Raw genomic sequence first — 25,580 nt, 5'->3', positions numbered from 1 at the left:
ATAGCGGCACAAAAATGTTTCTGCTTCCGTGACAGCATCACGCAGCGCGAACCCGCTTTGGAGGCTGATCGCTCTGCCCGCCGGCAGAGCCGATGTGATATATGTGCATGGCAAAATGGCCGCCGTTTCACGCTGGGCGGCGGCCTTCACGAAACAGGCATTGGCGTACGCGCAAAGGCGCGGCGCGAAGGGATGATCTAAAGATGGACGAGGAAAAAACCAAGAGCGGCGTCAAGTCGGTGCAAATGACGTTCGACATTCTGGAGGGCGTCGTCGGCGCCCCCGACGAGATCGGTGTGAGCGAACTGGCGGTGCAGTTGAAAACGACCAAGGCCACGGTCTTTCGCCATCTGCAGACGCTGCTGGAACTGGGCTATCTGGCGCAGAATCCGGCGACGTCGCGCTATCGTCCGGGCATGAAGGCGTATCTGCTGAGCCGGGCCGCGGCCTCGCGCATCGACCTGCTGGGCGCGGCGGAAACGTCCATGCGCGAGTTGCGCGAAGAGCTGGGAATGTCGGTCGTGCTTTCCGGGCTCAGTGCGCGCGAGCTGACCGTGCTCGCTACGGTGGTCGGCAAAGCCGCGCTCGAGATCGGTGTGCGGCCCGGCACGAGCCTCGCGCTGCACGCCAACGCGCAGGGCTATGTCGCGCTCGCGTTCGGTCATGCGGAGCTGCGCGCGCAATTGAAGAAGCAGGAGTTAAAGGCATTCACGCCGCACACCGTCACGGCGCAGACCGAACTCGACGCCATCGTGCGCAAGACACGCGAGCGAGGCTACGCCGTCGCCTTCGAAGTGGAAACGCTTGGCATCAGCGCGGTCGCGGCGCCGATCCTCGACAGCACGGCGTGCGCGGTCGGCGCGCTCGCACTCGTGGGCAGCATCCAGTACATTCCGAAAGCGCCGCCTGCGGCCATCGTCGATCCACTCGTGCGCACCGCCCTGCGCATCTCGTGGAATCTCGGTTACAAGGGCAGCGATCTGCAACAGGCGCAAACCGGCCGGCCGGCTAAAACCTGAATGCCTCGCGAGCGCATCCGCGCTTGCGAGACGGTCGAGCCGAAGCACGGAGTCGACTCACGGAGTCAACTCAAACCGGCGTATCGCCGAACCTTGCGTTCCCCGACGCGCGCCGACGCTGCCGCAGTTGCGGCACGCATGCCATCGTAATCGCGCCGACGAGCGTCGCCGCGGCCAGCGCATAGAGTCCACTTTCGAGGTGCCCGGTGCGGTCGCGCAGCCAGCCGATCAGAAATGGGCTCGCATAGCCGCCCAGATTGCCGATCATCGCCATCAGAGCGATCGCGGCAGCGGCGGCCTGGCCGGTCAGCAGAATGCCCGGGAGCGCCCACAGCACGCAGAACGCGGAAAGCCCTCCCGCCATCGCCACGCTCAGGCCGATTAACGAGAGCCACGGCTGCGCGTGAAAACAGGCACTGAACGCGAGGCCGCCCGCCGACAGCAGCGTGGCAATCGTGCCGTGCCAGCGGCGCTCCTTGGTACGGTCCGAGTGCTTGCTCACAATGATCATCACGACCGCGGCCACGGCGAACGGCACGGCGGCGAGCAGGCCCGTCGTGATGAGGTTGCGGATACCGAGGTTCTTCACGATCTGCGGCATCCAGAACGACACGCCATATGTGCCGCACAGCAGCGTGAAATTCGTGACAATCAGACACCAGATGCCGACGTTCGAGAACGCCGCGCGAAAATCGTGGCGCGCGCCGTCGCGTTCGCTCGACGCACGCTCTGCCGTCAGTTGCCCGGTCACGCGTGCATTGTCCTCGGCGCTCAGCCAGTGGACTTTGCCCGGGCCGTTGTCGAGATAGAAGTACGTGACGACGCCGAACAGAATCGCAGGCGATCCTTCGAGCAGGAACAGCCACTGCCAGCCGGCGAGTCCCCACACGCCCGCGAAAGTCTGCATGATCCAGCCCGAAAGCGGACTGCCGAGCACGCCGGCGAGTGCGATGCCAAGATTGAAATACGCCATCGCCTGAGATCGCGCGTAAGCCGGAAACCAGTACGTGAGATACAGCACGATGCCCGGATAAAACCCTGCTTCGGTAATACCGAGCAGGAAGCGCAGCACGTAGAACGAATTCGGAGAATGCACGAACAGCATGCAAGACGACACGATTCCCCATAAAACCATGATGCGCGCGATCCAGAATTTCGCGCCCAGGCGCTGCAGCATCAGGTTACTGGGAATCTCGCACAGGCAGTAGCCGATGAAGAACACGCCCGCGCCGAAGCCGAACGCGGTATCGCTCAGACCGATGTCGGCGGCCATCTGCAGCTTGGCGAAACCGACGTTGACGCGATCGAGAAACGAAATGATGTACAGAACGAACAGGAACGGCAGGATGCGGCGGGCGATCCGGTTATAGAGCGCCCAGTCGCGCGCGGACTCGAACGTCGAGCGGGAAAGCAGATTCATGGTGTCTCCTGGACTGCATAGTGTGCTGTTATTGGTGTTGAAGGTATTGCGCAATGAGCGATGGCTCATTGCCGCAGGCGGCGCGGCTCTCCGGCCGCGTCCGTTCCGCGTCTCGTATCAGGCCGCGCGCCGCACGCGTGCTTGCCGCCGCGCGTGCATGAAGTCGGCGCAACGTTCGCCGATCATGATGGTCGGCGCGTTGGTATTGCCGCTCACAATCAGCGGCATGACCGAGGCATCGCCGATACACAGTCCATCCAGCCCACGCACCTGCAGTTCAGGCGAGACAACCGCGAGCGGATCGGCGCCCATCCGGCAAGTGCCGACCGGATGAAATACCGTTTTCGCCACCGAGCGCACGTAGTCCTCGTAGACCTGCTGCGGAATCGCGTCATCGTCGAGATTGGGGAGCATCAGCATGCCGTCGAGATACCAGGCCAGCGAAGGCGCGCGCATGATACGTCGGGCGAAACGCACGCCTGCCACCAGCACGCGCAGATCGTCGTCGTCGGAGAGGAAACCTGCGTCGAGTGCAAAGCCGTCGTGCGGGTCGGCGCTGCGCAGGCGCAGCGTGCCGCGCGACTTCGGGCGCAACGCGCACGGATTCAGCGAGAGACCATGGCCTTCGGGCGGCGCGCGGTCGACGTCGCCAACCAGTGTGGGCACGACGTGGAACTGCACATCGGGACGCCCGCAGCCGGTCGCATCGACGAAAGCCCCACTCTCGATCACGTTCGACGTCAGCAGGCCGCGCCGCGCGGTGACATACTGCAGGCCATGCCGCAACGCCTTCATGCCGCGATCGTGTCCAAGCAGGCTTATCGGCTCGCGCGTACGCGCATAGACCGACGCCGCGAGGTGGTCCTGAAAGTTGCGCCCGACGCCGGGCAGATCGTGCAGCACGCCAAGCCCGAGTTCGCGCAGATGCACCCCATCGCCCACACCGGAATGCATCAGGATCTTCGGCGTGGCGAGCGCGCCCGCGCTCAGTACGACCTCTTCACGGCAGCGGAATTCGTGACGGCTGCCGTCGTCGGCACGCACGATCACGCCCACCGCACGGCGCCCCTCGAAGACGAGCCGCTCGACCTCCATGCCGGTGCGCACGCTGAGGTTGCGCCGCTCGCGCACGCGGCCCAGATACGCCACGGCGGCACTGCAACGGCGCCCTGCGTCGGTCGTGGTCTGGTAGTAGCCGACGCCCTCCTGGGCCGCGCCATTGAAATCTTCCGTATAGGGCACACCCGCTTCCATTGCTGCGTTCACGAACGCGACGCTCAGCGGATGGCGATGCGTGCCGTCGCTGACCTTCAGCGGACCGTCAGTGCCATGCAGCGGCGCACCCAGACGCCGGTTGCCTTCGGCGCGGCGAAACACCGGCAGCACATCGGCCCAACTCCACCCCTTCGCGCCCGCCGCAGCCCAATCGTCGTAATCCTGTTGCTGGCCGCGGATGTAAATCATCGCGTTCACGGAACTGCCGCCGCCGAGCGTGCGCCCCTGCGGGATGAACACCTCGCGGCCGTTCACGTGCGCCTGCGCGTCCGTACGGTACATCCAGGTGCGGCGCGTGCCGTGCACGCGAATGAAGGTGCCCGGAATGTGGATGAACGGATGATTGTCGCGCGGGCCGGCTTCCAGCAGCAGGACGCTGCAGCCCGCCTCGACGAGACGGCTTGCGACCGTGCAGCCGCCGGAGCCGCCACCCGCCACGATGTAGTCGAACGTCTCCATCGCGTTCCCGGTCAGACGCCGATCTGGCTGACGAACTTCGGTTGCAGGTAGGCATCAAGCCCTTCGCTGCCGCCCTCGCTGCCATAGCCACTATCTTTCCAGCCACCGAACGGCGTTTCGGGTGCGGCGAGGCCAAAGTGGTTGATCGAAACCATGCCGCACTCGAGATCGTCGGCAAGACGCGTGGCCGTGGCGATCGAACGCGTGAACGCGAAGGCGGCGAGCCCATACGGCAACGCGTTGGCCCGCGCGATGACTTCGTCGAGCGTGTCGAAGCGCAGCACCGTTGCAATCGGGCCGAACGGTTCCTCACGCATCACGCGTGCGTGGTCGGGCACGTCGGTGAGCACGGTCGGCTGGAAGAAGAAGCCGTCTGTGCCCGCAACGCGCTCGCCGCCCACCTGCACCGTCGCACCGCATTCGCGCGCGTCGGCGACGAACCCGGCCATTGCGTCGACGCGGCGTGCGTGCGCGAGCGGGCCCATTTGCGTCTCAACCGCCGCACCCGCGCCGACCACGAGCTGCGCGGTCTGGCTGGAGAACGCGCTGACGAACGCGTCATAGACGCCGGACTGCACGAAAAAGCGCGTCGGCGAGGCACACACCTGGCCCGCATTCCGGAACTTCAGGCCCGAACCGAGTGCAGCGGCCGCCGCGATGTCCGCGTCGTCGCAGACAATGAACGGTGCGTGGCCGCCCAGTTCGAGGGTGCAGCGCTTCAGGTGCTGCGCGGCAAGTGCGCCGAGTGAGCGGCCAACCGGCACCGAGCCCGTGAATGACACCTTGCGGATCACGTCCGAGCGGATCAGAAACGACGAGACCTCGGCGGGCACACCGAACAGCAGGTTCAGCGCGCCAGCAGGCACGCCCGCGTCATGAAACGCGCGGCACATTTCAATGCAGGACGACGGCGTTTCTTCCGGTCCCTTCGCGATAATCGAGCAGCCTGCCGCTAGCGCACCCGCGATCTTGCGCACAAGCTGCGAGACCGGAAAGTTCCACGGGCTGAACGCCGCGACCGGCCCGACCGGCTCGCGCAGGACAATCTGACGCGCGCCGCGCTGGCGCGGCGGGATCACCCGGCCATAAGCGCGCCGCCCTTCTTCCGCATACCAGTCGACGTGATCGCCCGCGCCGCCCGCTTCCATCCGCGCCTCGGCAAGCGGCTTGCCCTGCTCCATCGTAATCAGTTGCGCGATCGTCTCAGCACGCTCGCGCAGCAGGTCGGCGGCCCGGCCCAGCACTTTCGCACGCTCATACGCCGAGGTCTTGCGCCAGATGTCGAATCCGCGCTTTGCCGCTTCGAGCGCGAGAACCATGTCCTGTTCGCTTGCGAGTGAGAGTTCGCCCAGCGCCGCGCCTGTCGCGGGGTCACGCACCGTTGCACGCTGCGCATGGGTGCCGGCGCGCCACGTGCCGTCGATCAGTAAAGGAGTATTCAAAATCATCTTGCGTCCTGGTTGCGGGGTCTTCCGACCACCGTTCTTCATTAGATGCCGTGTTTTCTTGAAAGAAACCATGTTCTTTTCAACGACACATCCTAGACGTAGGATTCGAACCATGTCAAGCACTTGCCACCAGGTGGAAATCCCGGCGTCTTTTGCGAACAAGACTGCTTGACCGTTGCACGGAACACGATCTACGATTCTCTCCATCGAAAATATGTTCTTTCAATCGAAACGGTAGCGAGCGCAAAAACCGTAATGCGCGCTACTCCAACTTGCAGGGGACAAGCTCCGATGAACTACCAGGATCTGCTTCACAACTGGAACGATCTGCCGCGCGAGGTGGTGCGCAAGGGTGTTGAACGCGTGGGCTTCCGCGGTGACGACGTCATGTGCGTGATGAACTGGCTCACGCCCGGCATGCAGGTGTTCCCGCACAGCCACACGTTTGAGCAGCTCGTGTTGATCGTGCAGGGTCGCGTGCGCTTTCATCTCGGTGACGACGTGATCGAAGGCGGCCCCGGCACGATGATCCGCATCCCGCCGCACGTCATGCACTACGCGGAGCCGATCGGCGGCGAAGTCGTGCTGAATCTCGACGTATTCGCGCCGCTGCGGGAAGACTATCGTCATCTGGTCGATTACCAGGCGAGCGAGTTTGCAAAATCGCCCGCCCAGACGGGGGAATCGGCGTGAGCGCTGAAACGTTCCGCAGTCGCCTGCGTTCGGGCTCACTGCTCGTCAGTTCATTCATCAAGACCGGCCACTATCAACCCGTGGAAGTGGCGGGCGCGGCGGGTCTCGACGCGGTCGTGATCGATGCGGAACACGCAGCGTTCAGCGCCGCCGACCTCGACGCCTGCCTGATGGCGTGCCGCGCCGCGGGCTTGGCGGGCCTTGTGCGCGTACCGGATACGCGCGCCGCCACGCTGCTGCAAGTGCTCGACATGGGGGCAGAAGGCGTTCTCGTGCCGCACGTGAAGAGCGCCGCGCAAGCCGCCGAAATCGTCGCCTGCACGCGTTATGCCCGCGGCGTGCGCGGCTTCTCGAACTCGGCGCGTGCCGGCAATTACGGCGCCGTGCCGATGCGCGAGCACATCGCGCGGCAAGACGAAGCGGTGAGCGTGATCTGCCAGATCGAGGACGAGGATGCACTCGCGCATCTCGATGCCATCGCGGCCGTGGACGGGGTCGATTGCCTGTTCGTCGGGCGCGCCGACCTCTCGGTCTCGCTGCGCACTTTCGATCTCGACGACTCCACCGTAGCCGAAGCCACCCGCGCCGCGCTCGGCTCGGCCAGCGGCGCCGGCAAGGCCGGCGGCCTCTTTCTCGGCGATGTCGCGAGCGTGCCCGAATGGCGCGCTGCGGGCGCCTCGTTTTTTATTATCGGCTCGGATCAGTCCATGATGCGCGCCGGTTGGCGTCAGGCCGCACAGGCCGTGCGCGCCGCACTCTGAAAGGAATTCCCATGAACGACACCACGCTTGAACTCGACAAGACTGAACAGGACACGCAAATCGACCGCCTCATGCAAGGAGCGATCGATCTGCATTGCCATAGCGGGCCGTCCGTAATGGCCCGCTATCTCGATCACGTCGAGGCGATCCGCGAAGCATCCGCTGCCGGTCTCAGGGCCGTGCTGCTGAAGGATCACTACTACTCGTGCACACCGGTTTCGTATCTGCTCAACAGGCATTTCGCCGACTCCGGCGTGCAGGTGCTCTCGGGCGTACCGCTTAACAATGCAGTCGGCGGTCTGAACGTGCACGCAGTCGAGCACGGCCTGAAGCTCGGCGCGAATCTCGTGTGGATGCCCACGTTCTCGTCGAAGAACCACATCGCGCACCATCATCAGGACAAGCAGTTCGACCAGAAATTTCCCCAGACGACGCAGCGCATGCTACAGCCGATTCCGCTCACGGTGCTCGACGACGACGGCAAGCTCAAGGACGAAGTGCTTGCGATTCTCGACCTGATCGCCGAAGCGGATGTCGTGCTCTCGGGCGGCCACCTCAACATTGCCGAGATCTTTCCGCTGTTCGAGGAAGCCCGCAAACGCGGCGTGAAACGTCTGCTCGTGAACCACCCAACTTACGTCGTCGACGCCACACTCGATCATATGCGTCAGCTCGCGAGCGAAAGTGTCTTTATGGAACACTCGATGTGCATGTGGGTGCCGGGCTCGAAATTCAAGTTCTACGATCCCGATTTCCTCGGTCAGGTGATCGAGGCAGGCACGGTCGATCTGACGATTCTCGGCTCCGATCTGGGACAGAAAGGCAACCCGACCATCGGTGACGGGTTCCGCAGCGTGATACGCACGGCGCTCGACATTGGCTACAGCGAGGCGGACATCCGTAAAATGACGTCAGGCAACGCCGCCCGGCTGATGGGAATCTGAACCGCCCCGGGCCACAACCGGAGAATCAATCAATGGCAACACAGAAGGCAGGCATTCAGGAAGCGAGCGAAGGTCCGGCCGTGCTGGAATCGGTCGGGATCGTATTCAGGCTGCTCGACGAGATGTCGTCGGCGCGCCGGCCAATGGGCGTGACCGAGCTCGCGCAGATCGTCGAGGAACCGAAGCCACGGGTGTACCGGCATCTCGCTTCGCTGCGCCAGCTCGGCGTGGTGGAGCAGGATCCGGTCAGCGAGAAGTACCGGCTCGGCGCACGGCTTGTGATTTACGGTGCGGCCGCCAGTGAGCAGTTCGACTTGCGCACGCTCGCCGATCCGTATCTCACGCAGATTCGCGACGCGACGGGCCAGACCGCCCTGCTTTCGGTCGCGACGAACGACACGGCACTGGTCGTCGCGACGGTCGAGTCGAAAGCGAACGTGTGCATTTCGGTGAAGCCGGGCAATCGCGTGCAGCCCTATTGCTCGGCACAGGGCCGTATCGTGCTCGCGTTCGCCGACGAAGCGAGTCAGCAGCGCGTGATGCGTCGCAAGATGCTGCGGCTTACGCCGAACACGATGACCGACCCTGCCGAGCTCGCCGCCCGTCTGAAACTGATTCGCGCACGCCTCTACGATGACGCGGACGGCGAAGTGACGTTCGGCATCAACGCGCTGTGCTGCCCGATCTTCGGCATGAACAACGTGGTGCTGGGTACGATCGGTATCGTGGGATCGAGCGGCGAGGTCGTGTCGCCGCCCGACCCGACGATGCTCCAGCACGTCCAGACCGCCGCCGCCGCACTCAGCGCACGCATGAACGGCGATGCGTATGAACACACGCTCGCGGCGCATCGCAAGAAAGGGAACAAGCCCAAAGCATGACAAGCAACCGACTGGAGAGCCGCGTTGGCGCGCTCGCCCTCAAGAACCCCGTGATCTGTGGCGCCGGTGAGCATACGATGACCGGCGACGCCATTCGCGCCGCACTGCGCCATGGCGCGGGCGCGGTTGTCGCCAAATCGACGAACGAGTCGCAAGCCGCTAAAGATCAGCTCGACCGCACTGACTACGCGCTGCTCGACGGGCACTGGAATCCGGTGAAGTGGCATGAAGCGGACTCGCAGGACGCCACGCTCTTTTGTCGCTCGGGCCTCCTGCAACGCAGCTTCGACGGTTGGGTCGACGAGCTTGCCGCGCTCGATCGCGAGGCGCGCGCAAGCGACAGCTACGTGATTCCGAGCCTGATTCTGAGCGATCTCGAGCAATGCGCGCGCTTTGCCGCGCAGATCGAGCAGGCTGGGCTGCGCGTGCTCGAAGTGAACATCGGCGCGCCGCACGGAGAGGAAGCGGCACAAGGGGCGATCCGGCTGGAGCGCGACGCCGAGCGCATTACCCGCATCGTCGCGCGGCTACGCGCGAGCACGACGCTGCCGTTATGGATCAAGCTGACCGGCCAGAGCGAAGACGTCGCGGGAATCGCGGTTGCCGCGCAGGCGGGCGGCGCGGACGCCGTCATTCTGATGGGCCGCTTCATGGGTTTCCTGCCCGATCTCGACACGCAACGTCCTGTGCTCGGCACGAACGCCGCAGTCGGCGGCGGCTGGGCGCTGCCGCTCACGGCACGCTGGATCTCGCTCACGCGGCGCCGCGTGGGCACGACGTTTCCTCTCATCGCGACGAATGGCGCGCGCAACGGGCTCGATGTCGCACGCTTCCTGCTAGCCGGCGCGGCCGCGACCGAAATGACCTCTGCGGTACTCACCCGCGGCTACGCAGCACTGAGCGATGCCATCGCCGAACTCGACGCCTACCTCGGCGGGCGCGGACAGCGCGCCGAGCAGGTGCTTGGACTTGCGGCCGATTGCGTCGAAACCTATCAGCAACAAACGAGCCGCCCAGGACATTGGACGCAATTCTCGCCCACCACCGACTGATTCACCGCTGATCCACGCCATGGCCCACTATGGATGTCATGGTTTTTTATATTTCGCATTCCTATACTAAAAAATCGCTGGAGACAACTTGAAACACTTTTCCCCACTACTCGCGCTACCATTCCTGATTGCGTCTACCGCACACGCGCAATCGTCCGTCACGATGTACGGCATTGTCGATACCTTCGTTCAATACGTGAATACGGGCAACGGCTACACTGCCGCGATGAACAGCAGTGGCCAGTACGGCACACGCATTGGTTTTCGCGGATCGGAAGACATGGGTGGCGGCAACAAGATCGACTTCACGCTGGAGAATGGCTTCAATTCGAACGATGGCACGTTCGCCACGCCTGGTTCGATGTTCAACCGCCAGGCGTGGATCGGCGCTTCGGGAAACTGGGGGAGCGTGCGCGCAGGGCGGCAGAATTCACTGCTGTTCCTCAATGAGGGCCGGCTCGACGCGTTCGGCGGCGCGACTCAGGCCTCGGGTATCAATAACCTGAGTGTGTACACCTACCGCACGAGCAACACCGTCTCATACTTTTCGCCGAAAATTGCTGGCTTTCAGGCGAGTGGCTATATTGGTCTCGGCGATGCTGGCGGCTTTCGCTCAGGCGGATCGAATTACCAGTTCGCGCTGACCTATGACAACCAGGCGATCTCCGCTGTGTACGCCATGCAGGGCGTTCGCAATGCCACTGCAACCAGTACCGAACGCTCTACCTTCGCCGGCGGCTCGTACGACTTCGGCGCGGTGCGGCTTTACGCAGGCTACGCTTCGGCCAGTTGGGACGATCTACGTATCGACATCCGCAGCTACGAAGTCTCGGGCCGCTGGAGTTTCTCGCCGTTCGCCTATGTTGCGCTGGGCTATACATTCTTGCAGGATCGCAACGGCAGCAATGAAGCCGCCCAGTACAGCGCAATGTTCAACTACTCGCTGTCCAAACGCACGAGCGTTTACACGGCGCTCTCGTGGCTGGACAATCGACGCCGCGCGCAATATCGTCTGGCTGGCGCCGCCAATGCGGGGCTTGCGCTTGCCTACCCGGGTGCGGCTGCCAAGGGCTTACAGGTTGGAATCGTTCAGGCGTTCTAGAGGGCGTTGAGCGGTCAGACTGAGGCGATCAGTTCTGAAGCGTCGATGAGGGCGGTAGCGAGATCAGGTGTCCAATTCTATCGACATCGAAGGAAGAGGTGCCAGGCGTCGCAGGGCTTAAGCAACGGCAGCATCGGATCGGCGGATGACCAGAGTCTCGCGGCGGGGGCGACCATTTAGCCGATACCGTCAGACTGATTTGACGGTATCAGACAAGGCCGTCCGAGGAGTAAATGTCGGTATCCTCAGCAGCAATTTGTTGAGTATGAAGACTGCCTGCTTGGCCATAGCTACTCTCCAATGCGAAGTTAGCGAGCTATCGCGGGCAACGGCGGTTGCAAATCGCCACGAGCGCCCGCCTGCCCCGCATGTCAGAACACAGTATGGACCCCAATTCGCGCAATCGCCTGAGAAGCGTTGCTCGAAGATCCCGAGGACTCCATGATCCCGTTGATCGCAGCCTGTGCTCCCGAGTTGGCGCGTTGATAGATGCCTTCGACATACACCATCGTTCGCTTGGACAATGAGTAATTCATCGTTGCACCTATCTGATGCGCGTGGTTGTCGTCGAGGACCTCGTTGCCTTTCATATACATATAGCTCGCGCCGAGCGACCATGCGGGCGTGATATGCCAACTGGCGCCGGCCTGTGCGGCCCACGCGCCGGCGCCGGACAACAGATTGCGGACGGTTACGATGTCTGCAACCATGTAGATCGCGCCAAGAACGTAGTGCGCGCCGATTCCCCAGTTCCGGATCGGGATCTGCGGCGACCCGCCGGACGAGCCGGGATATTTTTTCTCCGTGTAGGCCGCGCCAAGGCCGAACGGCCCGGCCCCATAATTCACGCCAAAACTCATGGCCGAATTCGAACCAAACGATCCCGCCACGCCGCCCGGCGCATACAACGCACCGAAGGAAACCCCTGCAAAAACCGGTGACTCGTATTTCACGGAGTTATTCATCGGAATGCCGCTGGTTCTACTCCAGTCGAACCAGCCGGTCGCGTTCTGCGGAATACCGAGTTTTTGAAAGGGCCCGGCGGCGAAACTGTACAGCCCGCCAGAGAACACACTCGGACTGTCTCCTTTCTGCGTCAGCGAAATGGACATGAAGTCGTACACGTTCCCCAAAGTCAACTGGCCGAATCGCTCGTTCTTCAGCCCGACATAAGCATTGCGGCCGAAGATCCCCTGCTGAAGCATTCCCCCCGTACCGAGCTGGAACTGATCCTCGAGCTTGAAGATGGCCCTGGTTCCTCCGCCGAGATCCTCTGTGCCCTCGATGCCGAGCAGGTTCGGTGTATAGATCGCGTCATCGAATTTCGTGACCGAATGCCCACCCTGATTCGATACGTACGAAATGCCACCGTCAATGAGGCCGTAGATCGTGACACTGCTTTGCGCATACGCTGCCGAACACATCAGGATACCTAATGGAAAACCATAAATCCGTCGACGCATCTTTATCTCCAACGTAGTAATAGTATTGATCCAACTACAATGCTCGCGCGACGAACCGTGCGCCGGGTTTCTTCGCCAAACCGCGGCGCATCGGCGCGCTAGCAAACCCGTGCTTCAGCGTATCGGCTCGACGGGGCGAATCACATTGGCCGATACCGCAGTGCCCGGTGCGCTGAACTCGACCATCTCGACACCCACATAATCGAGAATTTCGAGGTCCGCGAGTCCATTGACAACATGAAACGTGGTGGGCAGTTGTTCGAACGTCGCGCGGTGCCATTTCACGGCACCGGTCTTGCCCTTCCATCTCTTGAAGTTCGCGTCGCTGAATTTAACCGGCGAGGCGTCGCCCGCTGCCTGCTGCACGGGCTGCGACGTCGTCGTGTAGGCGATATCGCAGCCGCCGCTTCCGAAGCTTCCGGTGCGCGGCATGTACTTGTAGAAAAGCGCTGCACCGCCCGGTCCGGGAAGCTTTTTTTCGCCGCCGGTCTCAGTCAGACCTTCGAGCTCGATCTCGAAGAACCTGAAGTCGAACCATGAAGCCTCGCCGCCCGCCACGCCCGCGTCGTGATCGACACGCAGCATGGGAATGTCGGCGAACAGCTTTGGAAAGCCCAACTCCTCGCGCCCGGTCAGAATCGCGTCCGGTACGCCTTCCCACAAGACGGGGCAGAATGCGCCGTCGATCGTTTCGTCTTTGCCTGCATAGACGGCCGGCACTTCGACCATGGCAATGCCGTAACCTCTGCCCGCCAGCCAATACAGGTTGTCGAAATACGCGAGCGAAACATGCACGTGAGGCTCGCCGCGCAGCTCGAAGCCCGGAGGCAGAATGCGCTCGAGTTGTGCGCGGTGCGTGAGGTAGCTCACCGTCATCCATTGCGCGTGCATGGTGCCCGTTTCCTCGGGTTTCCAGGGCGTGCCGTCCGCTTTCTGGCGAGGTCCGGGGGCGGGACCGAACACTGCGGGCATGCGATAGCGCACACCGGGCTTGAACTCAACTGTCATCGGATAGCTCCTTCTGTTTGATCGAAAGGTCAGAATGGGTAGTGACGCGGGGTGGTCTGCATGGTGATCCAGCGCAACTCGGTGAACTCGTGCGCGCCGGCCCGGCCGCCGAAGCGCCCCATGCCGCTTGCCTTCACGCCGCCGAAAGGCATCTGCGCTTCGTCGTGCACCGTGGGTCCGTTGACATGGCAGATGCCCGACTCGATGCGCCTCGCCACGTCGAAAGCACGGGCCACGTCGCGGCCGAATACCGCTGCCGACAAGCCGTACTCGTTGTCGTTGGCGCAGGCGATTGCATCTTCCACGCCCCGTACACGCACGATGGGTTTGACGGGGCCGAAGGATTCCTCGCTGTAGATCCGCATTGCGGGTGTGACATGATCGAGCAGCGTCGCGGGCATCAGCGTGTTCTCGGCCTTGCCTCCGCACAGTAAAGTTGCGCCCTTCGCCAGCGCATCGTCGATGAGCTCGTTGCAGCGCTCGACGGTGCTCATGTCGATGACCGATCCCAGCACCACGGGCTCCTCGCCGCGCGGATCGCCGACCGGCAGCGCGCGAGCCTTCGTCGCGAGCCGTGCGGCGAACTCATCGGCGATCGTTTCGTCGACGATGATGCGTTCGGTCGACATGCAAATCTGTCCCGAGTTGGCGAATGCGCCGAATGCCGCGCCGTTCACCGCGGCGTCGAGATCCGCGTCGTCCAGCACGACGAGCGGCGCCTTGCCACCAAGTTCCAGCACCACCGGCTTCAGATATCTGGCGCACGTGGACGCAACGATGCGCCCCACTCGCGTCGAACCGGTGAAGTTCACGCGGCGCACCGCCGCGTGGCCGATCATCGCTTCAACTACTGCCGCTGCGTCGGCAGCCGCATGAGTGACGAAATTGACCGCACCGGCCGGAAAGCCCGCGTCCCGGAACGCATCGGCGATCAGCCAATGCGTGTGCGGACAGAGCTCTGAGCCTTTAAGCACCACCGTGTTGCCGCATGCAAGCGGCACCGCGATCGCGCGCACGCCGAGAATCACGGGGGCGTTCCAGGGCGCCATGCCAAGCACCACGCCGGCCGGCTGCCGTATGGCCAGCGCAAGGCAGCCGGGCACGTCGGATGGGATCACCTCGCCACTCACCTGGGTAGTGAGCGCCGCGGCTTCGAGCAACGCGGCCGTGGCGACCTGCACGTTAAAGCCAGCCCATGCGGCGCTCGCGCCCGTCTCGGCGGCCATCGCCGCGACGAACTGCGCGGTCCTCGCCTCCAGTGCGGCGGCCGCAGCCGTCAGCAGGGTTCGTCGTGTGCCGGGACCGAGAGCGGACCACCCCGGAAACGCTGTTGCCGCAGAGGCGACCGCCGCCGTTGCATCTTCCGCGCTGGCCGCGGCGGCATGCGATACCGCTATGCCGGAAAGCGGACTGCGGCGCTCAAAGGTCGCGCCGGACGAAGCCGGCACCACCCTTCCGTCTATCAGCAAATTGACTTCGTATGCCATTTATATGGATTCCTGTCTTTTAAGGAATGCGCCGTATCTGCTGTTCAAACGGATTCGGCGGCGACTGTGTTCTCGATATGACCGAGCCGGTCAATTTCGACCCGAACCACATCGCCGGGCTGGAGAAACTTGCCAAGCGCAATGCCCACGTTCGCGCAGGTGCCCGTGGCGATGAGATCGCCGGGCTCGAGCGTCATCACCTGCGAGAGCTCGTGAATCTGCTCCCAGATGTTGTAGATCATGCCGCCCGTGCTCGCGCTCTGGCGCAGTTCGCCATTCACCCACAGCTTCATTTGCAACGCGTGAGGATCGGCAATCTCGTCTGCGGTGGTGATCCACGGTCCGATCGGGCCGTGAGTGTCGAACGACTTGCCCAGCGTGAAGGTCGGGCTTTTGAACTGCCAGTCGCGCGCGGTCACATCGTTCGCGACGAAGTAGCCGCCCACCACGCTGGCGGCATCCTGGACGCTCACATAGCGGCAACGCCTGCCGATCACGACGCCCAGTTCCGCCTCGTAGTCCATCTTGTCCGACACCTTGGGCTTGCAGATCGGATCGAACGGCCCGTTGATGCAGGTCACCTGCTTGTTGAACCACAACTGGTGCGCCGGAACCGGTATGCCGGCACGCGCGGCCTCTTCAGCGTGATCGTGATAGTTCATGCCGATGGCGAGGTACTTCTGGGCATCGGGAATCGGCGCTTCGAGCTTCACGTCCGCAAGCGGTACACCGCTGCGCGCATCGGCAAGCGCCCGCTCGAGACGGTCCAGCAATGCGGGCCCAGCTGCCAGCACTTCGCGGATCGTGCCGGGGGCCGAGGGGTCGAGCTCCGTCAACGCGACAACGCGGTCGCCGGCAACGGCGCCGATGGTAGTGACACCGCCAAGGGTGTAGCGGGCAAGTTTCATACAGAGCGCTCCTACGGAAAAAGTCGTGGAATGGGGTTCATGCGAAGAATTCGGGCGTCAAGGGCGGCGCCCATTGACGCAACTCGTCGGGAGACATCGGGGCATGCCCGACCGGCGTGCTGTCGTTGACGAGGTCGCCGTCAGTCCAATGCTCGATCTTGTTTCCGAACGGATCGCGCCAGTAGTCGAAGATCTGGCTGCCCTGGACATGGCGGCCCACGCCCCAGGAATGCTGGTAACCGCGCGACCTCAGGTACTCGCCGCCGAGCATGACGTCGTCGATATCCATCACCTCGAAGGCGGCGTGGTCGAAGCGGGCGCGGCCGTCCTGCGCGGCGATCAGGGCGACCGTATGGTGGTCCGTCCACTGGCCGCCGAGTCCGCAGTGCATGAACGCGGCGATCGTGTTCTGCTCGGCGCCGGCCCAATACGTGTCCGAAACGCGAAAGCCCAGCACGTCGCGATAGAACGCCAGCATTGCCGGAAAGTCGCGGACCTGAAGCGCAACGTGCCCGAGCCTCATGACAGCGCTGGGGCGCGGCGTCAGACGCACGGTCTCCCCCAGACGCTGCCGCGTGCCGCCGAAGTTCATCGCGACCGGCTCACGCACGGGCAAAGGCGCGTGCCGCGCATCGCCATGCAGAACGTCGATGACGAAGCCGTCCGGGTCGCGAAAACGCACGCGACAGCCGCCGCCCGGCTCGGGGTTGTCTTCCACCGGCACGCCGAGATGCGCAGCAAGACGCTGCAGGTCCGCCGCGTCGCGTGCATAAAGTCCGAAGCCGACGGTCGCATTTCCCGCCCCCAGTTCGCTCACATGCGCGTGATGGGCGGTGCCCGCAGCACGCATGTAGAGCGCGCCTTCGGTGCGCGCGGCCCGATGCAGGCCGAAGTCGAGCAGAAAGCCCTCCATGCGATCGAGGTCGGTGACCTGATAACGCACGAAGGCAATGTCTTGCACTGTAATCACGAAAGAGTCTCCTTCTTCTGTCAACCGGGACGTCCGCTTCGGCGTCGCGCCGCGGCACCCGATAAAATCTACAAAATCTACAATCGAAGATTATCTAAAATAAAATCGATAAAACATAGGGAATTCCATAATCTTGACGAACATGGATTGCCGAGGCGAGAATCGTCGCAAGCCTCATCACCCTGGAATCGTTCATTTCATGCAAAACACCGTGTCATCTCCTGGCGGGAAAAGCCTGACGTCGCTTGCCGTTGACCGCTTACGCGGGGATATCCTTTCCGGACAATTGCGCCCGGCGGAACGGCTGCGCATCCAGGTGCTCAGCGAGCGCTACGACATTGGCGCGACCGCCATCCGTGAGGCGCTCTCGCGCCTTGTGACGGACGGCCTCGTCGACTCCGAGGATCAGCGCGGCTTCTGCGTCACGCCGGTTTCGCGCGAAGACCTCATGGACCTCACGCAGACGCGCGTCGAGGTGGAATGCGGCGCATTGCGTCTGGCGCTCGCGCGCGGCAGTGTCGACTGGGAATCCAACGTGCTCTCCGCCTTCCACCGTCTTCAGAGGACGCCACCGCCCAGCTCGCCAGAACTGCACGAAGCGTGGGCGACGGTGCACCGGCAGTTTCACGAGGCGCTCGTGGCGGGATGCGCGTCGCCCTGGACGCTGCGCCTGTGCCGCCTGCTACACGACCAGTCGGAGCGCTATCGCAACCTGGCGGAGCAACACACGTCGGAGAAAAACCGTGACGCGATGAAGGAACATCGCGAGTTGATGGATGCGGCGATGGCCCGCGACGCCGAACTCGCGACCCGGCTGCTCGGCGAGCATTTCTGGGCGACCACGGGAATCATCCTGAAGGCCGCCTTCAACGACGACGCGACGTCTGGCGGTGCGGGACGCCGCGGCGTCCGCAAGAAGCAAAGCCCGTGATGCGGGAGCGCTAAGTCCGCAGGGCGCAGCTCCGCCCTTTCCTCACCACGATCCACATGCTGCGCAAGACGCGGCAGGGGCGAACTTTGCCCGCAATCCGACAACAACCATCCTGCATGACACTGGAGAGACGCCCCGATGCAACCGCAAACCGCCGCAGTTCCCGATCCGAAATACGAATTCAAGGCCGTCAGCGTGCTCGCACTCGGCCTGGGAATGGTCGGACTCGACCGCTTCATCATCAATCCGCTGTTCCCGGTGATGCAGAAGGAACTCGGGCTCGGTTACCAGGACCTGGGCCTGATCTCCGCGGCGCTTGCACTAACCTGGGGACTGGCGTCGATTCTCAGCGGCCGGCTCACGGATCGCGTAGGTCCCGCACGGGTGCTGGTGCCCGCCATGGTGATCTTTTCGCTGCTGGTCGCGACGACAGGCTTCGCGACGGGCCTCGTGAGCCTGCTCGTCATCCGTTCCGTCATGGGGCTCGCGGAAGGCGCGTATATGCCGGCCAGCATTGTCGCGACGGTGAATGCGTCGAAGCCGGCTCGCGTCGGACTGAACGTGGGCCTGCAGCAGACGGCGCAGCCGCTTGTCGGCCTGGGGCTCGGTCCCGTGATCGCCATCGGCCTGCTCAAGGTGATGCCCAGCTGGCATTACGTGTTCGCGGCAGTCGCGCTGCCGGGCCTGTTGCTCGCCGTGGTCATGGCGCGCGTGCTGCGCGATCCGAAACGCGCGGCGCCCGACTCGCGAGAAGTGCCGAAGGAATGGCGCGCCGTTCTCACGCACCGCGCCGTGCTGGTGAACACAGCGGCCATGCTGTGCTATCTGACCTGCCTGATCACGCTGTCCGCCTTCATGCCCAATTACCTGACCGACCACATCAAACTGAGCCTGGATCAGATGGGCATGGTGCTGACCGGTCAGGGCGTCGGTAGCTTCATCGGCATGGTCGCGATTCCGGCGCTGTCCGACCGGTTCGGGCGCAAGCCGATGCTGCTGATAGCGCTGGTCACGGAACTGGCCGCGCTATGGGTCCTGCCGACAATCGGCGCCGAGCCGCTCAAGCTCTTCGCGGTACTGTTCATCATCACGTTCATGAACTCGGGCGCCGTTGCGATCACCGTGGGCCCGCTCACGAGCGCCGCCGTTCCCGCGCGGCTCGCCGCTTCGGCTACAGGTGTCGTGGTCGGTCTGGGCGAAATAGTCGGCGGCGCATTGGCGCCCGCCATGGCCGGTGCCCTCGCGCACGTGATGGGCATCACCGTCATTCCCGTGATCGCGTTGATCGCGACCACCGTGGGCGCGGCGATCGTGGCGTTCGGCGTACGCGAGCCGCATCTCTCCGCGCATATCGAAGAGACTCCGGCAAACACCTTGCCTTGAAGGATCCGTTGCGGGCGTCCGGCATCGCCTTCGCCGCACCGACAATCACCTATTGGAGACATGCAGTGGTATCTATCTCAGCGCATCACGACGACAACCTGTCCGCGGACGTGACCGAAATAGCCGACGTAGCCGTCGTCGGCTACGGGCCAGTGGGGCAAGCGTTGGCGTTGAAGCTCGCACAGTACGGGCACCGGGTCGTCGTGGTAGAGCGTTGGCCCGATCTGTATGGGCTGCCGCGCGCCGTGAGTCTCGATCACGAGGCGCTGCGCATCCTTCAGTCGCTCGGGATCATGGACGAATTCGAAGCCGCCACCTGCCTGAGTCAGGTCTATGAATGGCGCAACGGCAAGGGTGAATTGCTGACGGCCTTTCCCGGACTCGACGAGATCGGTGCTTCGGGCTGGCCCAGGCGCTGCGGGTTCAGCCAGCCCGATCTCGAACGTCTGCTCGACGACAGGGTCTGTCACGCGTATGGGCAGCAGGTGACGGTTCATCGCAATCTCACCGTCGTGGGCGCGATCGAGCATCGCGACAAGGTCGTGCTCGAAACACGGCCGACCGGAGACACGGCAGGCGAACCGCTTCATATCGCGGCACGTTACGTCGTGGGATGCGACGGCGCCGGCAGCTTCGTGCGCAATGCGATGGGTGCGTCGCTCGAGAACCTGGGCTTTGCTGCGGACTGGCTCGTGGTCGATCTGCTGCCACGCGACCCTTCGCAGTGGAATGCGGACGTGATCCAGATCTGCGATCCGCAGCGGCCCACCACGATGGTGCCCGGCGGCCCCGGGCGCCGCCGCTTCGAATTCATGATGCTCGACGGCGAACGCAAGGATGAGCACAACAATGCGCAAGCCGCCTGGGCGCGCCTGGAACGCTGGGGCTGGACACCGTCCAACGCGGTTCTGGAGCGCCACGCCGTCTATACGTTCGGCGCGGCCGTTGCGGAGATATGGAGGCGTGGAAGACTGATGATCGCCGGAGACGCCGCGCATCTCACGCCGCCCTTTGCGGCTCAAGGGCTCTGTGCGGGCCTGCGCGACGTCGCCGCACTGGCATGGCGCCTCGATGCAGTTCTGCGCGGCCGGGCAACGGAGACACTGCTGGACAGCTATGGGATGGAACGGCGGGAACCTGCGTGCGTGCTCGTCGAGTTTGCGGTGATGCTCGGCCAGATCATCTGCGTGCTGGATCCGCGTCAGGCCGAGGAACGCGATCGGCAACTGCGCAGCGATACCGGGCGGGGCGAGCAGCGCGAGCCCGCTCCGCGCCTGGGCCATTCCCCACTCGTTCGCGAAGGCGACGAGACCGCCGGATGGCTCGGCGTGCAAGGGCATATCCGGTATCGGGACCGGGTCGGTCGCTTCGACGATCTCGCGGGATCGGGCTTCGTCCTGATCGGCCACGAACACGACCCGTCCGACACGCTGAGCGCCGGACAGCGCCAGTTCCTGAGCGACATTGGCGCAACCGTGATCGGCGTCGGGAAACGATGTGACGCCGAGGACATCGACGGCACCTACGCGCGCTGGTTCCGGCAGCTGGGCCGTAACGCGGTCCTTGTGCGGCCTGACTTTTACCTGTTCGGCAGCGGCGATGCGCCGGCCCTCGTCAGCGACCTCATGTCGGCGTGGAACCGGAACGTACCGGCCCTTGCACAGGAGGCGTCGTGAAGCTGGCCACGCTACCGCGACACGCCGTGATCGAGCGGGACAGCCAGCGCGCCTCGCTGCTGGCGAGCGGCGAACTGTCCGCGCTGGAAAGCCTGCTGGACGACGATCTGGTCTACGTGCATTCCACGGGTCTCGTGCATGGAAAAGCGGAGCTCATCCGTTTTTTTGCGGAGACGCTGGAGGTACTGCACGTGCAGACGTCCATCAACAGCTTCACCGATGGTGGCGACATCGCGTACATCGGCTTGTTTCAGCGCATGCGCGCGCGGTTGCGGGTCGACGCGACGCGTGAAGTGTCCGCCTGCACGTATGTCGGTGAAGTCTGGCGCCAACGGTCCGGCGACTGGCGTCTACTGCATTTCCAGTCGACGCTTGTTGGGGATGAATCGGCGCCGCGTTGATTAAGACCTGTGAGGAGTACAGTACGCGCAAGTTGTCGGCTCGGGCGACCGCCTGCGCTACCTGGTAGCGGCGGGAGCGATGCAGCGCGCTGCCGCGTTCTGGCGTGCCCAGGAAGCGCTTGGCACAAGCGCCCGCTCCCACTCTCACGGAAAGGCCCATTTGCACCACGCACTGCCGAATTGATCCATGATTCTTGCGTATACACCCGCGTACGGACTGAAAGTATTCTATGGATCAGGCACCCGCCTCATCCCGGGCTTATTCCATGCACACCAAAGAGACCGCGTCCACGCATCCGGGCATGCCCGCGTACCAGACAAACGGTGACCGGCATTCTCTCGGTAACGCAGCGATCGCCTTGAACTGGGCCATCAGGCATCAGCATCTGGCCGATTTCGTCCTGACCGACCGCATGCACGTGCGCACGCTGCCGGTCACCGCGCCGTTTGCGCTATCGCTGGCCGACGGTCGCACACTGGGCGTTGCCGACCTGAAACTGCTCGCGCCGCCGCACGAAGAAATCCTGACGGCAAATCCCACGGCGTCCCGGCTGGCAGAACGGATCCCAGGCAGACGCGTGCATGCCGTCCTCGGCGACGAACAGGATCGCCTGCGGGTGGAGTGGAGCGTGGAGCAACGCGAAAACTCGCAGTACTTGCGCTTGCAAGTGGCGATTACCGCGATCGGCAAGGACGAGCACATTGCCACCGTTTCGCTGTTGCAGACTCAGGCAGCCGGTGCGCAAGCCGGCGGCGAGTTCAAGGGAACACCGGTGATCGCGGACAACGTCTACCTCGGTTTCGAGCTTCCGTTGTCGGAAAGCCAGGTACACGGCGACACCGTCAGGCTCATCGTGTCGCAGGCGCTGCCGCAGGGAAAGGGCAAGACCAGTATCTTCTCGGCGGTGGCGGGCGTGGCTCGCGACGGCCAGCTGCGCCGCGATTTCGCAGCCTATCTCGAACGCGAACGAGCCCATCCGTACCGCCCCTTCCTGCACTACAACTGCTGGTACGACATCGGCTACCTTACGCCGTACACGCAGCAGCAAGCACTCGAACGTATCGACGCCATCGGCCGCGAGTTGCACGACAAACGCGGCGTACAACTCGACTCCTTCCTTTTCGATGACGGCTGGGACGACTACAGCGGCAGTTGGCATTTCGCCCGGGATTTTCCGCATGGATTCGTGCCGCTGCGCGACGCCGCCGCCCGGTACGGCGCGGCGCCCGGCGTGTGGCTGTCGCCGTGGGGCGGCTATGGCTCGACGCGGCAGGAACGCGTGACGCGGGGCCGCGCCGCAGGATACGAGATCACCGATGGTCGCTTCGCGCTCTCCGGCCCGAAATACTATCGACGCTTCCACGAAGCCGTGATGGAACTGCTCACGGAGCACGGCATCAATCACTTCAAGTTCGATGGGACTGGAAATGTCCGCACGGTGGTCCCGGACAGCCGCTTCAGCAGCGATTGGGACGCGGCGATCCAGTTGATCGAGGACATCCGCGCGACGAAACCCGATACCTTCATCAACCTCACCGTCGGCACCTATCCGTCGCCGTTCTGGCTGCGCTACGCTGATTCGATCTGGCGCGGCGGCAAGGACGACGACCTGGCCGGCGTGGGCAGCAATCGCGAACGCTGGATCACTTACCGCGACGCGCAGACTTATCGCAATGTCGTAGTCAGGAGTCCGCTATTTCCACTCAACTCGCTGATGCTCCACGGCATCATCTACGCGCAGTGCAACGATCGGTTGAACACCGCTCAAGGCAAGGACTTCGCAAATGAAGTGCATTCGTACTTTGGCAGCGGCGCACAACTGCAGGAACTGTACATCACGCCGTCGCTGCTGAGCAACGGCGACTGGGACGTTCTCGCCGGGTCTGCCAGGTGGGCCAGGGCGAACGCCGACGTGCTGCGCGACAGTCACTGGATTGGCGGTGCGCCAGATGATCTCGAGGTATACGGCTGGGCGGCATGGTCGCCGGTCAAGGCGATCATCACCCTGCGCAATCCCGACAGCCGGGCGAAGCGCTTTGTGCTCGATTTGCGGCGGCAATTGGAATTGCCGGCCGGCGCGGCGGGACGATTCCTGACGCGCGAATTGTGGCACGGCCATGCCTCGCATGTTCCGCCGGTGCTGGACGCGGACGAGCCGCGGACTATCCCCCTCTCGCCTTTCGAAGTGCTCACTTTGGAGCTGGTACCGGCAGGTGTCGAAGCGTAATCGAGGTGGCCGCGGATTTCCGCGAGTTGGCTTCCCGTGCCCTCTTCACGATAGCCCGCGCGCCAGCTCAACCGGCTTCGCTTCCGTCTGATGGAGATCGAAGATGATGAACTCGTTGTCACCCTGCCTCAGCCAGGGTGCCGGACAATACAGACGCTTTTGCGGGCCGATATTCCAGTAGCGGCCCAGATTGTGCCCGTTGATCCAGACCACGCCTTTGGTCCAGCCACTCATGTCGATATAGGTATCGCCGATTTGATCCAGCGGCAAGATTGCCTTGAAGAACAGTCCGGCCTTGCGCGGGTTCGAACAAACGGTGCACAGGTTCGCGATAAACGCGGTGTCCATCGGTAACAGGAAGACTTCCCAGCCCGTGAGCGTGTCGCTCGAGCCTCCCGTATCCTGCAGCGTGACCGATCCGAGAATGCCTTTACGGTCGATCATCGCGTTGCCATAGTTGACGCGGCCCATGCCCTCGACAAGGATATCCAATGATACGTCGCTGTCCGGCGACAACGACACACGCGGAACCACAAGCGGCGCGTGGTGCGTGACATTCAGCGGTTGCGCGTCGTGTTCCGGCACGAAAGCTCTCGACACGCCGCCCACGTATTGCTCGCCGACAAAAACGGTCGCGTAATCGTGAACTTCCTTGATATTCAGTACGCCATTGCGATAGCTCTGCAGCTTCTTGCGATACAGCACGAAACCAAACGCCTGGCCGTAAAACTCGAACGGCTGTGGATCGACGGTTTGCGCGGCCGGAAGCGCGGCAGGCAGGTTATCCCAGATGGACGTGCAAAGTTCCGGCATCAGGGCCTGGTCTCCTTTGCGGCTGATCGTCGGAATGGGTTTGGGTATATCGGGCAGCGGCGTCGAAAGATAGCGGGCGATGACGCCGCGGTACTTCATGTACTTCGACGTCGCCACGCCTTGCTCGCTGATGGGTGCCGCGTAGTCGTAGCTGGTAATGTCGGGTTGATACTCGCCTGAATCGGCATCCACGTTTGCCCCGGCATAGAATCCGAAGCTGGTGCCGCCATGAATGACGTAGAGATTGAACGACAACCTCAGTTGCATGAGCACGTCCAGCGTGCCGGCGATATCGACGGCGGCACCTTTGAAAGTCTCGTCGCCCCAATGGGTGAGCCAGCCTGGATACACTTCGCCGGCCATCGCCGGAACGGCCGGAAATTCCTGCCGGACGGCTGCGATTTGCTCTGCATCGCCATTGCTCAACGCAATCGCGCCGCCGGTGACGTTCGTGCGATTCTGTTCAAGCTGCCTGATGCCGTCTTCCGTATAGAACGGCCCCTGTACACCCTCATGAAGCCAGAGCTGCCGTACTTCTTCGAGGTAAGCCGGGTTGCTGGCGTACGAGCCGAACTCGTTCTCGATCTGAATCATCAGGATCGGTCCACCGTTACTCACCAGCAGCGGTTCGATGCGCGGGCCCAACTCCCCGATGTAGCGAGCGACCGCCGACATGTAGCGAGGATCGTTAGCGACGTCGGTCCTGAGTTGAATGTCCGGATACTTCAACAGGTACGACGGAATGCCGCCCAGATCCCATTCGCCGCAGATGTAGGGACCCGGTCGCAGCAACACCCACATCCCCTCCTGCTGGCACAGTCGGATGAATGCTTCGATGTCGCGATTCCCTGTGCGGAAATCGAAAACACCTGGACTCGTTTCGTGGTAATTCCACATGACATAGAGAGCGATGCAGTTCATCCCCATCGCCTTGGCCATCAGGATACGATGCTGCCAGTATTCAGCGGGGATGCGGGCGGGATGCATCTCCCCGCTGCGGATCTGGAAAGGCTCGCCGTCGAGCAGAAAGCTTTCGCCATCCTGAGCGAAAGAAAAAGCATGTCCGTTCCTGACTGTTGGTCCTGGGATGTCGACCTCGAAAGCTTCGGTCAGGCTGCTGTTCGGGTCATTGCAAATATCGGCTGTCGACCCGGCTGGCAAGAGCGCGGTGAATGCTGAGAATTCTCTTGTGTCCATTGATTGCATTTCCCAAGATGCGATCGAGACGCGGCACAACGGAATGCGTGGACGACGACGG

General features: G+C 63.2%; 21 protein-coding genes. 12 read left to right on the top strand and 9 right to left on the bottom strand.

Going from position 1 to position 25,580, the window contains the following annotated elements:
* Positions 1 to 203 precede the first annotated feature (203 nt).
* Entirely contained in the window at positions 204 to 1,019 is an 816-nt protein-coding gene (locus tag DSC91_RS32985; protein WP_115782693.1) for an IclR family transcriptional regulator, read from the top strand.
* Positions 1,020 to 1,089: 70 nt separating this feature from the next.
* Here the strand turns inward: DSC91_RS32985 and DSC91_RS32980 are convergent, their stop codons facing one another.
* From DSC91_RS32980 to DSC91_RS32970, 3 genes are all read right to left on the bottom strand, one after another.
* The gene (locus DSC91_RS32980; RefSeq protein ID WP_115782692.1) at positions 1,090 to 2,439 is read right to left on the bottom strand and encodes an MFS transporter; all 1,350 of its coding nucleotides are present in this window, start codon (positions 2,437 to 2,439) and stop codon (positions 1,090 to 1,092) included.
* A gap of 117 nt (positions 2,440 to 2,556) precedes the next feature.
* On the bottom strand, positions 2,557 to 4,173 hold the full coding sequence (locus DSC91_RS32975; protein WP_115782691.1) for a GMC family oxidoreductase: 1,617 nt from the start codon (positions 4,171 to 4,173) through the stop codon (positions 2,557 to 2,559).
* A gap of 11 nt (positions 4,174 to 4,184) precedes the next feature.
* Positions 4,185 to 5,621, bottom strand: a complete 1,437-nt coding sequence (locus tag DSC91_RS32970; RefSeq protein WP_115782690.1) for an NAD-dependent succinate-semialdehyde dehydrogenase — start codon at positions 5,619 to 5,621, stop codon at positions 4,185 to 4,187.
* A gap of 291 nt (positions 5,622 to 5,912) precedes the next feature.
* Between DSC91_RS32970 and DSC91_RS32965 the strand changes: the two genes are divergently transcribed.
* The 6 genes from DSC91_RS32965 (at position 5,913) to DSC91_RS32940 (ending at position 11,054) form a co-directional block, all read left to right on the top strand.
* The gene (locus tag DSC91_RS32965) at positions 5,913 to 6,314 is read left to right on the top strand and encodes a cupin domain-containing protein (RefSeq protein WP_115782689.1); all 402 of its coding nucleotides are present in this window, start codon (positions 5,913 to 5,915) and stop codon (positions 6,312 to 6,314) included.
* Complete coding sequence (locus DSC91_RS32960; RefSeq protein ID WP_115782688.1) at positions 6,311 to 7,075, top strand: HpcH/HpaI aldolase family protein; 765 nt, start codon at positions 6,311 to 6,313, stop codon at positions 7,073 to 7,075. Before DSC91_RS32965 ends, DSC91_RS32960 begins: the two co-directional genes overlap by 4 nt.
* An 11-nt stretch (positions 7,076 to 7,086) precedes the next feature.
* The gene (locus tag DSC91_RS32955) at positions 7,087 to 8,019 is read left to right on the top strand and encodes a DUF6282 family protein (RefSeq protein ID WP_115782687.1); all 933 of its coding nucleotides are present in this window, start codon (positions 7,087 to 7,089) and stop codon (positions 8,017 to 8,019) included.
* Between the two features lie 32 nt (positions 8,020 to 8,051).
* The gene (locus tag DSC91_RS32950) at positions 8,052 to 8,900 is read left to right on the top strand and encodes an IclR family transcriptional regulator (protein WP_115782686.1); all 849 of its coding nucleotides are present in this window, start codon (positions 8,052 to 8,054) and stop codon (positions 8,898 to 8,900) included.
* Positions 8,897 to 9,952: a beta/alpha barrel domain-containing protein gene (locus tag DSC91_RS32945; protein WP_115782685.1), complete on the top strand. Its 1,056-nt coding sequence runs from the start codon at positions 8,897 to 8,899 to the stop codon at positions 9,950 to 9,952. The genes DSC91_RS32950 and DSC91_RS32945 overlap by 4 nt, the downstream gene beginning before the upstream one ends.
* 88 nt (positions 9,953 to 10,040) lie before the next feature.
* Positions 10,041 to 11,054, top strand: coding sequence for a porin (locus tag DSC91_RS32940; protein ID WP_229758109.1), 1,014 nt, complete (start codon positions 10,041 to 10,043; stop codon positions 11,052 to 11,054).
* A 371-nt stretch (positions 11,055 to 11,425) separates the two neighbouring features.
* Here DSC91_RS32940 and DSC91_RS32935 read toward each other — a convergent pair whose 3' ends face one another.
* The 5 genes from DSC91_RS32935 to DSC91_RS32915 all read right to left on the bottom strand — a co-directional run bounded on the left by DSC91_RS32935 (position 11,426) and on the right by DSC91_RS32915 (position 16,890).
* A complete protein-coding gene (locus DSC91_RS32935) occupies positions 11,426 to 12,517 on the bottom strand; it encodes a porin (RefSeq protein ID WP_115782683.1) in 1,092 nt (363 codons plus the stop codon).
* Between the two features lie 114 nt (positions 12,518 to 12,631).
* On the bottom strand, positions 12,632 to 13,525 hold the full coding sequence (locus DSC91_RS32930) for an acetoacetate decarboxylase family protein (RefSeq protein WP_115782682.1): 894 nt from the start codon (positions 13,523 to 13,525) through the stop codon (positions 12,632 to 12,634).
* A 29-nt stretch (positions 13,526 to 13,554) separates the two neighbouring features.
* On the bottom strand, positions 13,555 to 15,012 hold the full coding sequence (locus DSC91_RS32925; protein WP_115782681.1) for an aldehyde dehydrogenase: 1,458 nt from the start codon (positions 15,010 to 15,012) through the stop codon (positions 13,555 to 13,557).
* A gap of 44 nt (positions 15,013 to 15,056) precedes the next feature.
* The gene (locus DSC91_RS32920; protein WP_115782680.1) at positions 15,057 to 15,920 is read right to left on the bottom strand and encodes a fumarylacetoacetate hydrolase family protein; all 864 of its coding nucleotides are present in this window, start codon (positions 15,918 to 15,920) and stop codon (positions 15,057 to 15,059) included.
* Positions 15,921 to 15,957: 37 nt separating this feature from the next.
* Positions 15,958 to 16,890, bottom strand: a complete 933-nt coding sequence (locus tag DSC91_RS32915; protein ID WP_167470536.1) for a VOC family protein — start codon at positions 16,888 to 16,890, stop codon at positions 15,958 to 15,960.
* A 199-nt stretch (positions 16,891 to 17,089) separates the two neighbouring features.
* Here DSC91_RS32915 and DSC91_RS32910 point away from each other — a divergent pair, with 199 nt between their 5' ends.
* From DSC91_RS32910 to DSC91_RS32890, 5 genes are all read left to right on the top strand, one after another.
* Positions 17,090 to 17,821 carry a GntR family transcriptional regulator gene (locus DSC91_RS32910; protein WP_115782679.1) on the top strand — a complete coding sequence of 244 codons (732 nt, stop codon included), beginning with the start codon at positions 17,090 to 17,092 and terminating at the stop codon, positions 17,819 to 17,821.
* A gap of 138 nt (positions 17,822 to 17,959) precedes the next feature.
* Positions 17,960 to 19,204, top strand: a complete 1,245-nt coding sequence (locus tag DSC91_RS32905; RefSeq protein WP_115782678.1) for an MFS transporter — start codon at positions 17,960 to 17,962, stop codon at positions 19,202 to 19,204.
* Between the two features lie 65 nt (positions 19,205 to 19,269).
* Complete coding sequence (gene mhpA / locus DSC91_RS32900; protein ID WP_115783595.1) at positions 19,270 to 20,880, top strand: bifunctional 3-(3-hydroxy-phenyl)propionate/3-hydroxycinnamic acid hydroxylase MhpA; 1,611 nt, start codon at positions 19,270 to 19,272, stop codon at positions 20,878 to 20,880.
* Positions 20,877 to 21,281: a YybH family protein gene (locus tag DSC91_RS32895; protein ID WP_115782677.1), complete on the top strand. Its 405-nt coding sequence runs from the start codon at positions 20,877 to 20,879 to the stop codon at positions 21,279 to 21,281. The genes mhpA and DSC91_RS32895 overlap by 4 nt, the downstream gene beginning before the upstream one ends.
* Positions 21,282 to 21,547: 266 nt before the next feature.
* Positions 21,548 to 23,509 (top strand): alpha-galactosidase, encoded by a 1,962-nt coding sequence (locus DSC91_RS32890; RefSeq protein WP_175171810.1) that lies wholly within the window; start codon positions 21,548 to 21,550, stop codon positions 23,507 to 23,509.
* Between the two features lie 45 nt (positions 23,510 to 23,554).
* On the opposite strand, the gene DSC91_RS32885 is transcribed toward DSC91_RS32890, so the two are convergent.
* Positions 23,555 to 25,519, bottom strand: a complete 1,965-nt coding sequence (locus DSC91_RS32885) for a beta-galactosidase (protein WP_115782676.1) — start codon at positions 25,517 to 25,519, stop codon at positions 23,555 to 23,557.
* Between the last annotated feature and the right edge of the window lie 61 nt (positions 25,520 to 25,580).

The organism is Paraburkholderia caffeinilytica (assembly GCF_003368325.1).
Classification (GTDB): Bacteria; Pseudomonadota; Gammaproteobacteria; order Burkholderiales; family Burkholderiaceae; genus Paraburkholderia; species Paraburkholderia caffeinilytica.
The sequence above is the reverse complement of the archived record's forward strand: the minus strand, read 5'-3'. Positions and strand labels throughout refer to the sequence as shown.

Bases quoted from the DNA above. Each gene is read 5' to 3' on its own strand.
- DSC91_RS32985 (WP_115782693.1), top strand. From the start codon at position 204: ATGGACGAGGAAAAAACCAAGAGCGGCGTCAAGTCGGTGCAAATGACG.
- DSC91_RS32980 (WP_115782692.1), bottom strand. From the start codon at position 2,439: ATGAATCTGCTTTCCCGCTCGACGTTCGAGTCCGCGCGCGACTGGGCG.
- DSC91_RS32975 (WP_115782691.1), bottom strand. From the start codon at position 4,173: ATGGAGACGTTCGACTACATCGTGGCGGGTGGCGGCTCCGGCGGCTGC.
- DSC91_RS32970 (WP_115782690.1), bottom strand. From the start codon at position 5,621: ATGATTTTGAATACTCCTTTACTGATCGACGGCACGTGGCGCGCCGGC.
- DSC91_RS32965 (WP_115782689.1), top strand. From the start codon at position 5,913: ATGAACTACCAGGATCTGCTTCACAACTGGAACGATCTGCCGCGCGAG.
- DSC91_RS32955 (WP_115782687.1), top strand. From the start codon at position 7,087: ATGAACGACACCACGCTTGAACTCGACAAGACTGAACAGGACACGCAA.
- DSC91_RS32950 (WP_115782686.1), top strand. From the start codon at position 8,052: ATGGCAACACAGAAGGCAGGCATTCAGGAAGCGAGCGAAGGTCCGGCC.
- DSC91_RS32945 (WP_115782685.1), top strand. From the start codon at position 8,897: ATGACAAGCAACCGACTGGAGAGCCGCGTTGGCGCGCTCGCCCTCAAG.
- DSC91_RS32935 (WP_115782683.1), bottom strand. From the start codon at position 12,517: ATGCGTCGACGGATTTATGGTTTTCCATTAGGTATCCTGATGTGTTCG.
- DSC91_RS32930 (WP_115782682.1), bottom strand. From the start codon at position 13,525: ATGACAGTTGAGTTCAAGCCCGGTGTGCGCTATCGCATGCCCGCAGTG.
- DSC91_RS32925 (WP_115782681.1), bottom strand. From the start codon at position 15,012: ATGGCATACGAAGTCAATTTGCTGATAGACGGAAGGGTGGTGCCGGCT.
- DSC91_RS32920 (WP_115782680.1), bottom strand. From the start codon at position 15,920: ATGAAACTTGCCCGCTACACCCTTGGCGGTGTCACTACCATCGGCGCC.
- DSC91_RS32910 (WP_115782679.1), top strand. From the start codon at position 17,090: ATGCAAAACACCGTGTCATCTCCTGGCGGGAAAAGCCTGACGTCGCTT.
- DSC91_RS32905 (WP_115782678.1), top strand. From the start codon at position 17,960: ATGCAACCGCAAACCGCCGCAGTTCCCGATCCGAAATACGAATTCAAG.
- DSC91_RS32890 (WP_175171810.1), top strand. From the start codon at position 21,548: ATGCACACCAAAGAGACCGCGTCCACGCATCCGGGCATGCCCGCGTAC.
- DSC91_RS32885 (WP_115782676.1), bottom strand. From the start codon at position 25,519: ATGGACACAAGAGAATTCTCAGCATTCACCGCGCTCTTGCCAGCCGGG.